This is a genomic window from Paenalcaligenes suwonensis (assembly GCF_011290505.1).
Classification (GTDB): domain Bacteria; phylum Pseudomonadota; class Gammaproteobacteria; order Burkholderiales; family Burkholderiaceae_B; genus Paenalcaligenes; species Paenalcaligenes suwonensis.
The window spans coordinates 200595-213631 of record NZ_JAANPV010000006.1; the positions used below are offsets into that span (position 1 = coordinate 200595).

14 protein-coding genes are annotated in these 13037 nt (G+C 50.6%); 8 read left to right on the forward strand and 6 right to left on the reverse strand.

The genetic code is table 11. The features are described 5' to 3' along the window. Nucleotides 1–167: 167 nt before the first annotated feature. Both GY634_RS11005 and GY634_RS11010 read left to right on the forward strand, forming a co-directional pair. Complete coding sequence (locus GY634_RS11005; RefSeq protein WP_207625577.1) at nt 168–677, forward strand: peptidylprolyl isomerase; 510 nt, start codon at nt 168–170, stop codon at nt 675–677. Beyond that, nucleotides 652–1494 (forward strand): UDP-2,3-diacylglucosamine diphosphatase, encoded by an 843-nt coding sequence (locus tag GY634_RS11010; protein ID WP_423227298.1) that lies wholly within the window; start codon nt 652–654, stop codon nt 1492–1494. Before GY634_RS11005 ends, GY634_RS11010 begins: the two co-directional genes overlap by 26 nt. Before the next feature lie 38 nt (nt 1495–1532). Here GY634_RS11010 and prpB read toward each other — a convergent pair whose 3' ends face one another. The 3 genes from prpB to GY634_RS11025 are packed head-to-tail and all read right to left on the reverse strand — an operon-like array spanning nt 1533 to nt 4330. Next, a complete protein-coding gene (gene prpB, locus GY634_RS11015) occupies nt 1533–2459 on the reverse strand; it encodes a methylisocitrate lyase (RefSeq protein ID WP_166408582.1) in 927 nt (308 codons plus the stop codon). Nucleotides 2460–2485: 26 nt separating this feature from the next. Further along, nucleotides 2486–3643, reverse strand: a complete 1158-nt coding sequence (locus GY634_RS11020; RefSeq protein ID WP_166408583.1) for a PrpF domain-containing protein — start codon at nt 3641–3643, stop codon at nt 2486–2488. A 9-nt stretch (nt 3644–3652) separates the two neighbouring features. After that, the gene (locus GY634_RS11025) at nt 3653–4330 is read right to left on the reverse strand and encodes a GntR family transcriptional regulator (RefSeq protein WP_166408584.1); all 678 of its coding nucleotides are present in this window, start codon (nt 4328–4330) and stop codon (nt 3653–3655) included. A 197-nt stretch (nt 4331–4527) separates the two neighbouring features. On the opposite strand from GY634_RS11025, the gene GY634_RS11030 reads away from it, so the two are divergent. The 4 genes from GY634_RS11030 (at nt 4528) to GY634_RS11045 (ending at nt 8653) form a co-directional block, all read left to right on the forward strand. Continuing rightward, nucleotides 4528–5532 (forward strand): tripartite tricarboxylate transporter substrate binding protein, encoded by a 1005-nt coding sequence (locus tag GY634_RS11030; protein ID WP_166408585.1) that lies wholly within the window; start codon nt 4528–4530, stop codon nt 5530–5532. A gap of 71 nt (nt 5533–5603) precedes the next feature. After that, a complete protein-coding gene (locus GY634_RS11035) occupies nt 5604–6065 on the forward strand; it encodes a tripartite tricarboxylate transporter TctB family protein (protein WP_166408586.1) in 462 nt (153 codons plus the stop codon). A 1-nt stretch (nt 6066) separates the two neighbouring features. After that, nucleotides 6067–7578: a tripartite tricarboxylate transporter permease gene (locus tag GY634_RS11040; protein ID WP_166408587.1), complete on the forward strand. Its 1512-nt coding sequence runs from the start codon at nt 6067–6069 to the stop codon at nt 7576–7578. A 1-nt stretch (nt 7579) separates the two neighbouring features. Then, nucleotides 7580–8653 (forward strand): AbrB family transcriptional regulator, encoded by a 1074-nt coding sequence (locus tag GY634_RS11045; RefSeq protein WP_166408588.1) that lies wholly within the window; start codon nt 7580–7582, stop codon nt 8651–8653. Nucleotides 8654–8730: 77 nt separating this feature from the next. Here the strand turns inward: GY634_RS11045 and GY634_RS11050 are convergent, their stop codons facing one another. Beyond that, a complete protein-coding gene (locus GY634_RS11050) occupies nt 8731–9597 on the reverse strand; it encodes an undecaprenyl-diphosphate phosphatase (protein WP_166408589.1) in 867 nt (288 codons plus the stop codon). 248 nt (nt 9598–9845) lie between these two features. Next, nucleotides 9846–10628: an inositol monophosphatase family protein gene (locus tag GY634_RS11055; protein WP_166408590.1), complete on the reverse strand. Its 783-nt coding sequence runs from the start codon at nt 10626–10628 to the stop codon at nt 9846–9848. A gap of 87 nt (nt 10629–10715) precedes the next feature. Here GY634_RS11055 and GY634_RS11060 point away from each other — a divergent pair, with 87 nt between their 5' ends. Beyond that, nucleotides 10716–11513, forward strand: a complete 798-nt coding sequence (locus tag GY634_RS11060) for an RNA methyltransferase (protein WP_166408591.1) — start codon at nt 10716–10718, stop codon at nt 11511–11513. 5 nt (nt 11514–11518) lie between these two features. Here GY634_RS11060 and GY634_RS11065 read toward each other — a convergent pair whose 3' ends face one another. Further along, entirely contained in the window at nt 11519–12034 is a 516-nt protein-coding gene (locus GY634_RS11065; RefSeq protein WP_166408592.1) for a MarR family winged helix-turn-helix transcriptional regulator, read from the reverse strand. Between the two features lie 80 nt (nt 12035–12114). Here GY634_RS11065 and GY634_RS11070 point away from each other — a divergent pair, with 80 nt between their 5' ends. Next, entirely contained in the window at nt 12115–12984 is an 870-nt protein-coding gene (locus tag GY634_RS11070; RefSeq protein WP_166408593.1) for an EamA family transporter, read from the forward strand. Nucleotides 12985–13037: the final 53 nt, after the last annotated feature.

Below are 13037 nucleotides of genomic sequence, written 5' to 3' on the forward strand. Positions count from 1 at the left end.
TTATCTATTTTTAACGAGCATCGCCTATTATGCAAAACTTATCCCTATTCAAGTCTACGCATGCCTTGGCTATGCGCTTTTTTACTCTTGCCGCTCTGCTTTGCTTTGCAGGTCTGGTATTTTCACCAGCACATGCGGCCTCATCAACTACAACACAAGGTAGCGCCATGAGCACAAACCAAAAAGTTAAACTGCAAACTAACAAAGGCGACATCATCATTGAATTGAACGCCGAAGCAGCACCTAAAACAGTAGAAAACTTCATCGGCTACGTGCAAGACGGTTTTTACGACGGTACTGTTTTCCACCGCGTGATCAACAACTTCATGATCCAAGGCGGCGGTTTTGAAGCTGGCATGAAACAAAAAGCCACTAAATCTCCCGTAGAGAACGAAGCCAACAACGGTCTGAAAAACGACGAGTACACCTTGGCTATGGCTCGTACTTCCGACCCACACTCTGCTACAGCACAGTTCTTCATCAACGTTACCAACAACGACTTCTTGAACTTCACTTCCCCTACACCTAATGGTTGGGGCTACGCCGTATTCGGTAAAGTCGTAGAAGGCCAAGACGTTGTAGACAGCATGAAAACCGTGAAAACCGGCAACAAAGGTTTCCACCAAGACGTGCCTGTGGAAGACTTGGTTATTGAAAGCGCCACTATCGTTGAATAAACGGGCGTTACGCGGCACCGTTTGGCTTGCCGCGGATATACACCTGGGGCCGCAAGGCCCCCACACCGCAGCGGCCTTCTACCAGTTTCTGGAGCAGGCCGCTGACGCATGTGAGCACCTAATTCTTGTGGGGGATATTTTCAACGCATGGATTGGTGACGAACAAATACGCGCACCCGAACCTTGGCTGCACACTGCCTTGCAACATTTGCAGCAGTTTAGCCAACGTAAAAAACTCTACCTAGTACGAGGCAATCGCGATTTCTTGATTGGTAAAGAGCTGGCCACCTTTTTACAGGCCGAACTGTTACCCGATCAACTTATTCTGCACACGGACGCCTTTGAGTTTTTGCTCATGCACGGCGATGAGCTATGTACAGACGATCACAGCTACCAGCGATTTAGACGCATTGTGCGCCACAAGCTCACCCAAGCGCTGTTCTACAGTTTGAGCCTGAAAAGCCGCCAACGTATTGCTAACTTTTTTAGAAAACGCAGCAAAGCAGCCGGCCAACACAAAACCTATCAGATTACCGACGTCAATGCAGGCGCCTGCCTAGACATCATGCTGCTGAATAACCAGCCCACGCTGATACACGGGCATACTCACCGCCCCGCCTTGCACCATCTGGATGCGCAACACCCCGACTACCGTCGTATTGTGTTGCCCGACTGGGAGTTCGATCACAGCCAGCCCCCGCGTGCAGGATGGCTATCCATTACCAGCGAGCACATCACCTTGCACCGCCAAGGCCATGACGACTTACTGTGTGGTGTAGTCTCTGCGCCCCCACAACAGCAACAGGCCAACGTCTAAACGCTGGCCTGTGTGTTTACTGCTATTGCTGGCAAACCTTAGTCGATGACGTCAGGAATGATAGTGCGCTGAATAGAACTATCTAAAGACTCGTAGCCAAAGTAATTAATTAACTCGTACAACTCGGCACGTGTTTGCATGTGCGGTACGCTGCTTGCCGCCGAACCTGTTTTCTTCAGGCTGTTATAGAAAAGCTCCATTGCTTTGGCCGCAATACGTAAGCTGGACACTGGCCAAATCGCCATGTCGTAGCCCAATTTTTCAAACTCTTCCGCAGAAGTTTGTGGCGTACGGCCAAACTCCGTCATGTTTGCCAACAAGGGCACATCGATTTCCTTAGAGAAAATCTCGAACTCTTCTTGTGTAGTCAGTGCCTCGGGGAAAATAGCATCTGCGCCCGCCTGCACATACATCTTGGCACGGGCAATAGCGGCTTCTAACCCTTCACTGCCTGCAGCATCGGTACGCGCAATAATACGTAGATCACGTCGTGCTTTAGAAGCCGCCGCAATTTTGGCCGCCATATCTTCTGGGCTGACCAACTGCTTACCATTCAAGTGACCACATTTCTTAGGCAGGATTTGGTCTTCTAGCTGCACAGCAGCCACACCCACGTCTTCAAGCTCACGCACCAAACGCATCACGTTTAGCGCTTCACCAAAACCGGTGTCACCATCCACCACCAAAGGCAAACGCGTTACACGCACTATAGCTTGCGCACGCGTCACCAACTCTTCCATCGTAATCAAGCCCAAATCGGGCAAGCCCAACGATGCTGTTAACGCGCCACCAGACAGATACAGAGCCTCAAAACCGGCATCGCGCGCCAACAAACCACCAATGGGATCATAGGCACCCACAATGGAAATGAATTTCTTCTGTTCCCAGTAGCTTGCTAGTTGAGCACCCAGACCACGCGGTTGCGGCTGCTCTAACCACACAGCTTTTGCATCGGTATTAGTCATTTTTCCATCCATTCATATAACGAAATTTATAGCGTAGGCACGCACACAGCACCTTCCATCAGGCGACGCTGCGTACGCACAATACTTGCCGAAAGAATTTTCGGTGTAGGCACACCTTCTTGCTGCACCAAGTCCACACCCACCTGCACTACCCCGCTAGGTGACCCCAAACGTATAGCGCGTAAATCCACGCCATCTCCTAAACACTGCTGCACCACACTGCCAGCAATAGCGGCCGCTGTTGCCGTAGCCAACGACACCGTAATAGGCGCCGCACGGTGCGGCTGCCCTGCAGAAATCATGCGTACCATCACGTCCACATCACGCGCTGCGATTTCTTGGCCATTAAGCGCCGTATAGGTTTGTGCCTTACCTACCATGCATAATTTAGGGATAGCAATAATGCGGGCGGCTTCCTCTAGTGACCCCGCAATTCCCATACGCACTGACGCTGCCTGACGTAAATGCTCTAGTTCAGCCAGTAAGCTGTGATGCGCATCCACAGCATCCGGCATAATGGCGGCACTTACCCCCACCGCCTCGGCTTGCACAAACACCGCAGGAATAGCCGAATCCACCAACGTAGCCGGCACTGATGCTCCTGTTAAGGTAGGCAAATCTACCTGCGCAGCCTCTGCCGGCAGCACACCCACCCCCCGTGTATTGGCAGGGTCTTCAAAACTTAAGGTAACCGGTGCCCCAGCAGACGCAAGCCCAGTGATACGGGTGTCACCATGCACACATGCCTCACCCTCTTCAACCAAAAAGCGCGACACAATAATCTTGCCGGAATTGGTGTTATGAATACGCACCACGCACTCCCCATTCCTAGGGCCAGCCACCATTTTTTCGTCGTACGCAAAAGGCCCAACCGCCGAGCTCATATTGCCGCAGTTACCGCTGTAATCCACCTCTGTGCCAGTAACCGAAATCTGCGCAAAGGTGTAATCCACATCAGCACCCTCTATTGAACTAGGGCCGATAATGCACACCTTACTCAACGAGGACTGCCCACCTCCCATACCATCCAACTGTCTGGCATACGGATCAGGACTTCCCAATGCCGCTAAAAAGATAGCAGGCCACTGCTGTTGATCCGCAGGTAAATCGGCACGTTTCAGCATCAGTGCCTTAGAGGTTCCCCCGCGCATAAATACAGCGGGTATACGGTGTTGATGGGCCATGCCTGTTGTCTACTCCACGTTAGTTTCTACTTGGCTGGAGAATGCTTTCCAGCTTGCTGTTAAATGACGGCGCATCAATAACGCGGCTAATTCACTGTCGCGATCCATGATGGCTTCAACAATACGTTGGTGCTCCTTCAGCGCCACTTGCCCCCTGCCCCGCACATTTTTATGTTGCGAACGCAATAAGACCAGTTGCGGATACAGCTCTTCACTTAGCGCACGCCTAATCAGCTCGTTACCGCTTAGCTGCGCGATCAAGTTGTGAAAATCCCTGTCGCTACTACGGTGCAAGTAAGCCCCCGAAGGATGACTGGCCACCGAGTGCGCATCCATTTCCAACAATGGCTGCAACGCTGCCTTAGCAGAATCATCCACATTTAACGCCGCTAATCGTGCCGCTTCCGTTTCTAATGCCGCACGCACTTCATAAAGCGCCTTCGCATCTGCCGCTGTCATGACACGTACGCTTGCACCAATATTGGGCGTAAAGGTCACTAACCCCAAACCCGCTAAGCTGCGCAACGCTTCACGCACCGGACCGCGGCTGATATCGAAACGTTCCGCTAACACTACCTCCCCCAACCTATCACCAGGCTGCAGTTTTCCAGCCATGATGTCATTGGCCAGTTCTTGAGCAATTTTCATGCTTGCCGAACCATGACCTTGGGTATCAATACCTGACATTGTAAACAATATTAGTCTCGCAATAAAAATAGCTAGGGTGTGTTTTTATGGAAATATAGCATTAACCCCTTAATAAAACACACATTCTAGTAGAAACCCTAATTGATGATAGAAACCTATGGAAGTCCAATAGCTCTACATATACACACATTGTAAACATTTTCAGTTTGGCGCTCTGCCTTCATCAGGAATAAACAATGAATTTCAAACGCATCAAAACATGGGCAGCCACATTGCTGGTAGGTAGCTCTCTGACACTGACTGCTGCTGCACCCGCTGTAGCGCAAAAAGCAGATAACTGGCCTAACCAACAAATTACCTTTGTGATTGCGTTAGGGCCTGGTGGCTCTGCTGACCGCACCGCACGTTTGGTTGCCCAACAAATGCAAGAAAAACTCGGTGTACCTATTCGCGCCATCAACCAAGAAGGCGGCGGTGGCCATGTAGGCCAAGTGTATTTCCGCAATATGCCTAAAGACGGTACCTTCTTTCTGGTCACCTCTATTCATCCTTACATCAGCAGCGCCATTCTAAATCTGGATGCTGACTACAGCTTGGATGATTTTGCTTTTGTGAACGGCCAATGGACCGACATGGACTTGTTTGCACTGAATGCCAAACTGCCCTACCAAACCTTGGACGAATTCATTGCCGCTATCAAAGAGCAACCCGGTAAATTTCGCATCAGCGTAGTTCCTGGCTCTACTGGTCACATCAACACCATTCAAATGCTGCAGGCCTATGGTTTAGAGCCTGATGCCGTCAATATTGTGACCTACCAATCTGGTAACGCTGCACGTACAGCCGTAGCTGGTGGGCAAGTAGAAATGGCCGTATTGGCTGCAGATGGCACCCTGCCTATTGCCGAATTCATTCGCCCCTTGGCCGTCGCATCAGACGAGCGTTTAGCGGACTGGGATGCCCCCACCTTAAACGAAGCTCTGCAACAAGCCGGCCACGAACCTGTACAAACCTTGGTGGGTTCCATGCGCGGTATTGCAGCGCACGCTGAATTCAAAGCACAGTACCCCGAGCGCTTTGAGAAATTTGCCGAAGCCTACCGCGAAGTGCTCTCTAACCCTGAGTTCAAAGAAACCCTGAAAAACCAAGGCATTGGTTCAGACTGGCTGGGTCCTGATCGCACCACCGAGATCATCTACAAAAACTTTGAAGTACTAGAGCAGTACAAAGATCAACTCTAATAGCCTTGGGTCTGGCGGGCTTTTTGACTGCTACGCCAGTCGCCAGACCCACCGCTTTGGACTATCCCTACATGGCTACACGAATTTCTCTTACACATCTGGTGTTTTTGCTAGCGGTTTGCGCTGCCGCTCTTTTCCTCAACTGGAGCGCCTTTACGGCCTCAGACAAACTCTACAACCTTATCGTCGTAGTACCCAGCGGCATAGCCTGCTTGCTACTGGTGGTCTGCATTGCGATTAGCAGTTTACGCAAACCCGCCACTCAAGCCTCTGTATCGCCCAGCGAAGCACAGGCCGCCAAAAAATCTACCCTAGGTGACTTATTACTACTAGGCGCTTTTGCGGTGTTCTGCCTTAGCCTGACCACAGTAGGTTTTGATGTCGCCACTTTCGTGTTTGTCTGGGTAGGCATCTTGATGGGCGGCGAGAAAAACAAAATTGCACCACCAATTTTTGCGTTTCTGTTCACCTTTGCACTGATCAAAGGGTTTGGCTCGCTCTTCCCCTTCCCTATGCCACTTCTGGTGTTCTGAGATGATTGATACTTTTGCTTTTTCTCAGTCTTTGGGCTTGCTGTTCACCAGTTTTGACCCTTGGCTATTTGTCATTCCCGGCCTAATTATTGGTCTGGTTTTTGGCGCCGTGCCCGGCTTGCAAATCTCTATGGCGATGGCCGTATTTTTGCCAGTAACTTGGGCGATGGACTTCCTGCAAGCCATGCTGTTCCTAACTGCCATTTTTACGGGCGGCGCTTACGGTGGTGGTGTTACCGCCGTACTCATGAACATACCGGGATCGTCCTCCAGTGTGGCCACCGCCTTCGACGGTTACCCTATGGCACGCCAAGGTAAACACAACGAAGCACTGGGCATCGGGCTAGGCGCTTCTGTCGTGGGCACTTTCATTGGTTACGCCCTGCTAATGCTATTGATCCAACCCTTAGCAGGTATGGTGTTGCGCCTAGGCCCACTAGAAATGGTGATGATTGTGCTGTGGGGCTTGGCCTTAATTGCCACGCTAAACGATAGCACCGTACTAAAAGGCTTATTAGCCGGTGCTTTTGGCTTACTACTTAGCCAAGTAGGCATGTCCTCTACAGGTACCATGCGCGCCACCTTGGGCACACCGTATCTGATTGATGGCATTGCTGTAGTACCCGCCATGATTGGTTTGTTTGCCGCTTCCGAATTACTGCGCTTGCGTTCCAGCACCTACTTAGTAGAAGACAAAGCCGCTCGCAGCATTTCTTTGCGAAAAATTTTGGTGGGCTTCAAAGAAGTCTTCAAATACCCAAAAATTCTGCTCAAAGGCAGCTTTATTGGTGCCCTAATTGGCGCAGTACCCGGTGTAGGTTCCTCCGTCGCGAACTTAGTGGCATACGGTGAAATCCGCCGTTCCTCTAAAGAACCTGAGAAATTTGGTACCGGCTGCACCGAAGGTCTGATTGCCGCCGAGTCCTCTAACTCGAGTTCAGAGGGTGGTTCCATGACAGCCCTACTGGCCTTAGGTATCCCTGGCGGAGCTGCCACAGCCGTATTGCTGGCAGCCTTCTCGTTCCACAATCTGGTTGGTGGCCCCTCTTTTATTCGTGACCAGCGCGACGTGGTCTACGCCATTATTATGGGTAACTTTGGTCAGGTAATTTTGCTGGCTATTGTGGCGCTGATGATTCTGCCTATTTTAGGTTTGGTCGTGCGCATTCCCCTGAACTACTTGGTGCCTTCTGTATTGGCCTTATGTGCATGGGGTGGTTTTGGCATTACCGGCACTATCGCTGGCCCACTGACTGTTATGGTATTTGCTGGTTTGGGCTGGTTAATGCGCCGACACGACTACCCCGTCGCCGCCACAGTAATTGGCTTGCTGCTAGGCCAAATGACGGAAAGCGAACTGGTGCGTACCCTGCAAATTTCCGGTGGCAACCCACTGAGCTACATTACAGAACGCCCCATCGCCATTGGCCTGCTGATTCTGTTCGTTGTATCGGTCATTATCATGCCTATGTTACGACGCCAGAAAATGAAAAAAATGGCGCAAGCACACTAAGATGATGAATAGTGTCTCTCGCTATATGCAATCTCGCGCCAAGGGTTTAATCGCCCTTGGCGTGGGCTTATTAGGTGGCCTAAGCTTCATACAAATAGGCTTATCACTACCGTGGGTGTTGGGTAGTTTAGTGGCCTGCTCGCTTGCCGCACTGTTCGGCTTAAAGTTAGCGATTCCCTCGGCATGGCGTGGCTATGCCTTGGCGATGCTAGGCACCATTCTAGGCAGCAGCTTTGCCCCTGAAACCCTGCACACCCTTAGCCAATGGCTGCCCACCCTAAGCGTCATGCTGATTCTAACGGTGGTGTATTTTCTTATTAGCTTCAAGGTGCTGGCACGCTGGTCTGGCATGAACCGCATTAACGCCATTTTTTCCGCCATCCCCGGTGGGCTATCTATAGTCAGTGCCTTAGCCGATAGCTACAAAGCCGATAGCCGCCGCATCGCACTTAGCCATTCTGCTCGCTTAGTTGCTCTGCTCGCCTTAACCCCTGTTGTTTTGCATTACGTAGGGAATTATGAGCTACCAGCCAGCACCATCCCCCTAGGCCAACACGCCATACAAGAAGGCTTTTCGTGGATGTCGCAACTGGTCTTACTGGCCTGCGCTGTTAGCGGGTGGTTACTGGCCAAACGACTACGTTTTGCCACCGGCATGCTGCTATTCCCTTTGCTGTTTTCGGCCATTTTGCATGCATCGGGTTACACCCAAGCCGTAGCTCACCCAGCCGCTGCCGCCCTATCCCAACTGGTTATAGGAACCAGCATAGGAGTGCGCTTTGTAGGCTACAGCTGGAAAGTCTTAATTAAAGACGGATGGTTATCCATACTAGTGGGCATAGGCTTGGCCTTACTCGCCGTAGTGTGTGCTTTAGCATTACACACCCTAACCGGTGCACCGTTTGGTGCCGTATTCCTAGTACTGCTTCCCGGCGGCGCACCAGAAATTGGAGTGATGGCATTAGCCTTAAACATAGACCCAGCCATTGTGACCACGCACCACCTGATACGAGTGCTATTTTTGGTCAGCTTCCTAGGTTGGGTAACCAGTCGACTACCAAACAGCACAACATAAACTAACGCGACGACTACCCCTTGCCACAAAAAAGCCGTGACATAAGTCACGGCTTTTTACTGTGTAATGTACAGCGGTTAGGCATATAACCACAGCAACACTACGGCACCTAATGCAATGCGATACCAGGCGAATGGACGGTAAGTGTGGCGCGATACGAAGCGCAGTACTATTTTCACCAAGAACAATGCACTAAAGAATGCCAGCACGAATCCTACCGCAATGCCCCAGCCCTGCTCTACGTTTAAGCTTGCGCCGTTACGGTACAAATCGTAAACGGTTGCTGCCAACATGGTAGGCATCGCCAAGAAGAACGAGAACTCCGTTGCGGTTTTACGGTGAATGCCAGCCAACATCCCCCCTACAATGGTGGCACCAGAGCGTGATGTACCAGGCACCATCGCAATACACTGCGCAAAGCCTACCACCAACGCTTGCTTCCACGTAATTTCTTCTAGCGAATAAGCCGTGGCTTTTTCTGATGTGGCCGTCACACCGTCCTCAACTTTGTAATTAGGGTGCTGTTTGGCATAAGCAGGTTTACGCTCTACCCACAGCATAATAAGACCACCAATCACCAAGGTGAATACAAATACCAAGGGGTTATGAAATAGCGCTTTAATATATTTAATAGTTAGCGCACCAATTACCGCCGCAGGTAAAAAGGCAATGATTAGATTTCGGGTAAACATCATTTCGGTGCGATCACCGCTAAATGTACCTTTTACCAATTGCCAAATACGAGCTCTAAACAACCAAATTACGGCCAGAATAGAACCAAACTGAATCACCACTTCAAAGACTTTATTACTGTCTGAAGGAAATGATATCCATTCGCCCAACAGCAACAAATGCGCCGTACTGGAAACCGGAATAAATTCAGTAAACCCTTCAATCAGGCCCAAAATCGCAGCTTTGATTAAGTACAGCGTGTAGTCAGTCATGAAAACCCGAAAATAACAAAAATCAATTAAGAGTGAGCTGTGTATAACACTAGCCCCTGTACAGAACACAGGTAGCGACCTGCCTTACTGTGTATGGTCGAAAACAGGAGTATTTGAACACGACCCAAGAGCAAATCACAATGGGCTGTTTACGCCTGCTTACCTATCACCACATCACACCGTACGCACCAATAAAAACACCCCAAAACCACGATAGCGCTTTGGGGTGTGTGTTACTTCTTTGCTGCTTACTCAGCCAAATGCACCAGCATTTGCGTGAAGATTTTTGGTGTAGCAGCAATGATATTGCCTGACTCGTACCAAGTTTGTTCGCCAGCAAAGTCGCCTACCAAACCACCGGCTTCCAAGACCAGTAAGGCACCTGCTGCCATGTCCCAGGTTTTCAGCTTAGTTGCTACAAAGCCGTCTAGACGACCACATGCTACGTAAGCCAAGTCCAGCACCGTTGCGCCTACGCGGCGCACGGCTGCGCAATCGCTAAGCATGGCGGAAAATGGGGAAGTGCTTTTTACTACGCCACCGGAATCGGCCACATGCGCGCCCAACAAGGCGTCATGGTATTTGCGCAAACTGGACACACGAATACGACGATCGTCCAGAAATGCGCCACCGCCACGGGTTGCGTGGAAGATTTCGTTTTTAGCGGGATCAAAAATCACAGCATGCGTAGGCACGCCTTTGTGCAGCATCGCAATGGAAATTGCGTAGTGAGGGAAGCCGTGAATGAAGTTTGTGGTGCCATCTAAAGGATCAATCACCCACACGTTTTCAGGGTTGTCATTGCCCTCTGGCATGATTTCGCCTGTTTCTTCACCAATAAACCCATGGTCAGGGTACGCAGTGCGCAGTACATCAATAATTGCTTCTTCGGCTGCCGCATCAGTTTCGGTCACGTAGTCGCCGGGGCCTTTGCGGCCAACTTTGATTTTTTCTAGATCCACGCTAGCACGGTTAATGATGGTGCCTGCTCGGCGTGCCGCCTTGATGGCGGTATTCAGCATGGGATGCATAGATAATCCGTTCGGTAAAAATTTCCTGCTCTTGTACTGCCCGAATGCAATAATAGGGCTACAAAAGCTTTCTGTATCAACGTATTTATGACACAAACATCGGCACACACCAACCACCCTGCCTTCGAGCAGGTTCGCTTCATTATGGTACGGCCCAGCCATCCCGGTAACGTGGGGGCTGCAGCACGCGCAATCAAAACTATGGGCTTTAAAGAACTGTGTTTGGTGGCACCAAAACATGAGCACATTACCGAGCACGCCGAAGCGATTGCTCTGGCCAGTGGTGCAACCGATGTTTTAAGCCAAGCCTCTATCGTACCAAGTTTAGAGCAAGCATTGGCGCCTGTTTCACTTTCTTTTGCGCTAACAGCCAGACCACGTTATCTGGGACCACCCCCTTTAGACATACGCCAAAGCGCCACGCTGGGTGCAACACACTTGGCCGAAAAGGCAGGAAAAATCGCGATTGTATTGGGTACAGAGCGCACTGGGCTCAGTAATCAAGAGCTAGAAAGCTGCCAACACTTGTGCCATATTCCGGCGAATTCTGAGTACAGTTCGTTAAATGTTGCTCAAGCACTGCAACTGGCCGCGTGGGAGCTGCGTTATGCATTATTGCAACAGTACGAGCTAGAAACCATGCCTATAGCCTTAGGTAAAGCCGACCCTGGTAAGGCCTTAGCCACCATGGGGCAGTTGGATGCGTTTATGACGCACTTTGAAGAAGCGCTAGTAGGCGTAGATTTTTTAGACCCCGAAAACCCCAAAAAACTGCCTACCCGCATGCGTCAAATTTTTAGTCGTAACCGCTTAACCATAGACGAGGTCGCTATGCTGCGCGGTATGTGTACGGCCATGCTTAAAACAGCAAAACAAGCCAAGTAAAACCTTTACTTTGGCGATGCTGGTGTGGGCTCTAGCACCTGCAACAAGGTAGACAAATGCTGATCCAATGCAGCCAATTGCTCTACTGCCATAGGTGCTAGCATTTGGTGTTCATTATCCACATGCACCGCCACCACCTTATTGGTCAGTGCTAGCCCCACATCGGTTAACTGCACCAACATGCTGCGCGCGTCTTGCTCGTTAGGCAGGCGCACTATCCAGCCTTTGCTTTCCAAACGCTTTAAGCGGTGCGTCATAGTGCCTGAGGTCACCATCAAGGTGGAAAACAACGCCGTAGGGCTTAGGCAATATGGCGCGCCGCTGCGTCGTAGCGCGGCCAATACATCAAACTCCCACAAGCACAGGCCAAACTCGGCAAAACAAGCGTCTAATCGCTGTTCCAACAACATGGCACAGCGATTAATACGCCCTATGGGTCCCATGATTTCCACATCTAAATCAGGGCGCTCTCGCCGCCACTGACTCAAGATTAGCTCTACTGCATCGTTTTTTTGTGCCATGACTAGCCTTTGTATTTATCTTGACTTCAAGATAAAAAATTCTCAGAATAAAATTATCTTAAATTCAAGATTAATCCAAAATGACTGCTCCTGTCTCTACTTTTCCGTGGCGCGATAGCCTATTAACTGCACTGGCTCCGGCTATTTGGGGGTCCACCTATATTGTGACCTCTGAAATTCTGCCACCAGACAGACCTTTTACCGCTGCGCTGATACGTGCATTACCTGCTGGCATATTGCTGGTGTTACTTACTAGAAAACTGCCCTTGCGGCAAGACTGGTTACGCCTGATTATCTTGGCCGCCTTAAACATCGGCATTTTCCAAGCCCTGCTGTTCGTAGCGGCTTACCGTCTACCCGGTGGCTTAGCAGCCGTGCTAGGTGCTATACAGCCGTTATTGGTGATGGTGCTAGTCTGGGCCGTGGATGGCAAATCGCCCGCACAAACCACCTTATGGTCGGCTGTGGCGGGGGTAATAGGTATGGCCATCTTATTATGGTCACCACAAACTCAGTTTGAACCCATAGGCGTGATCGCCGCCCTATTGGGTGCTGCCAGTATGGCAGCAGGTATTTGGTTGACACGGCGTTGGCAAGTCAAACTCCCTATACTGGCACTGACGGGCTGGCAATTGCTGCTGGGCGGCGCCATGCTGGCACCCGTTGCCTACTTAGTCGATGCGCCTTTACCTCAGTTAACCGCCACCCAGTATCTGGCTTATGCCTACTTGTGCTTAGCCGGTGCACTGTTAGCGTATGTGCTGTGGTTTAGGGGAATTGTGCGCTTACCCACGGTAGCTGTGTCTTCGCTAGGTTTACTTAGCCCTTTAACCGCTGTGATATTAGGATGGGCGCTGCTGTCTCAAGCCATGAGTGGCTCTGCGTTACTTGGGCTGGTCATTGTGCTTATCAGTGTGTTTGCCGTGCAATGGACGTCCACCCAGCGCTAAGCAAGAAAAAGGCCATTGTGCAATACCATCGCACTATCAGCTCACTCTGACGG

Excerpts from the sequence above, each read along its gene's own strand:
- GY634_RS11005 (WP_207625577.1), top strand. The coding sequence starts at position 168 with ATGAGCACAAACCAAAAAGTTAAACTGCAAACTAACAAAGGCGACATC.
- prpB (WP_166408582.1), bottom strand. The coding sequence starts at position 2,459 with ATGACTAATACCGATGCAAAAGCTGTGTGGTTAGAGCAGCCGCAACCG.
- GY634_RS11020 (WP_166408583.1), bottom strand. The coding sequence starts at position 3,643 with ATGGCCCATCAACACCGTATACCCGCTGTATTTATGCGCGGGGGAACC.
- GY634_RS11025 (WP_166408584.1), bottom strand. The coding sequence starts at position 4,330 with ATGTCAGGTATTGATACCCAAGGTCATGGTTCGGCAAGCATGAAAATT.
- GY634_RS11030 (WP_166408585.1), top strand. The coding sequence starts at position 4,528 with ATGAATTTCAAACGCATCAAAACATGGGCAGCCACATTGCTGGTAGGT.
- GY634_RS11035 (WP_166408586.1), top strand. The coding sequence starts at position 5,604 with ATGGCTACACGAATTTCTCTTACACATCTGGTGTTTTTGCTAGCGGTT.
- GY634_RS11040 (WP_166408587.1), top strand. The coding sequence starts at position 6,067 with ATGATTGATACTTTTGCTTTTTCTCAGTCTTTGGGCTTGCTGTTCACC.
- GY634_RS11045 (WP_166408588.1), top strand. The coding sequence starts at position 7,580 with ATGATGAATAGTGTCTCTCGCTATATGCAATCTCGCGCCAAGGGTTTA.
- GY634_RS11050 (WP_166408589.1), bottom strand. The coding sequence starts at position 9,597 with ATGACTGACTACACGCTGTACTTAATCAAAGCTGCGATTTTGGGCCTG.
- GY634_RS11055 (WP_166408590.1), bottom strand. The coding sequence starts at position 10,628 with ATGCATCCCATGCTGAATACCGCCATCAAGGCGGCACGCCGAGCAGGC.
- GY634_RS11060 (WP_166408591.1), top strand. The coding sequence starts at position 10,716 with ATGACACAAACATCGGCACACACCAACCACCCTGCCTTCGAGCAGGTT.
- GY634_RS11065 (WP_166408592.1), bottom strand. The coding sequence starts at position 12,034 with ATGGCACAAAAAAACGATGCAGTAGAGCTAATCTTGAGTCAGTGGCGG.
- GY634_RS11070 (WP_166408593.1), top strand. The coding sequence starts at position 12,115 with ATGACTGCTCCTGTCTCTACTTTTCCGTGGCGCGATAGCCTATTAACT.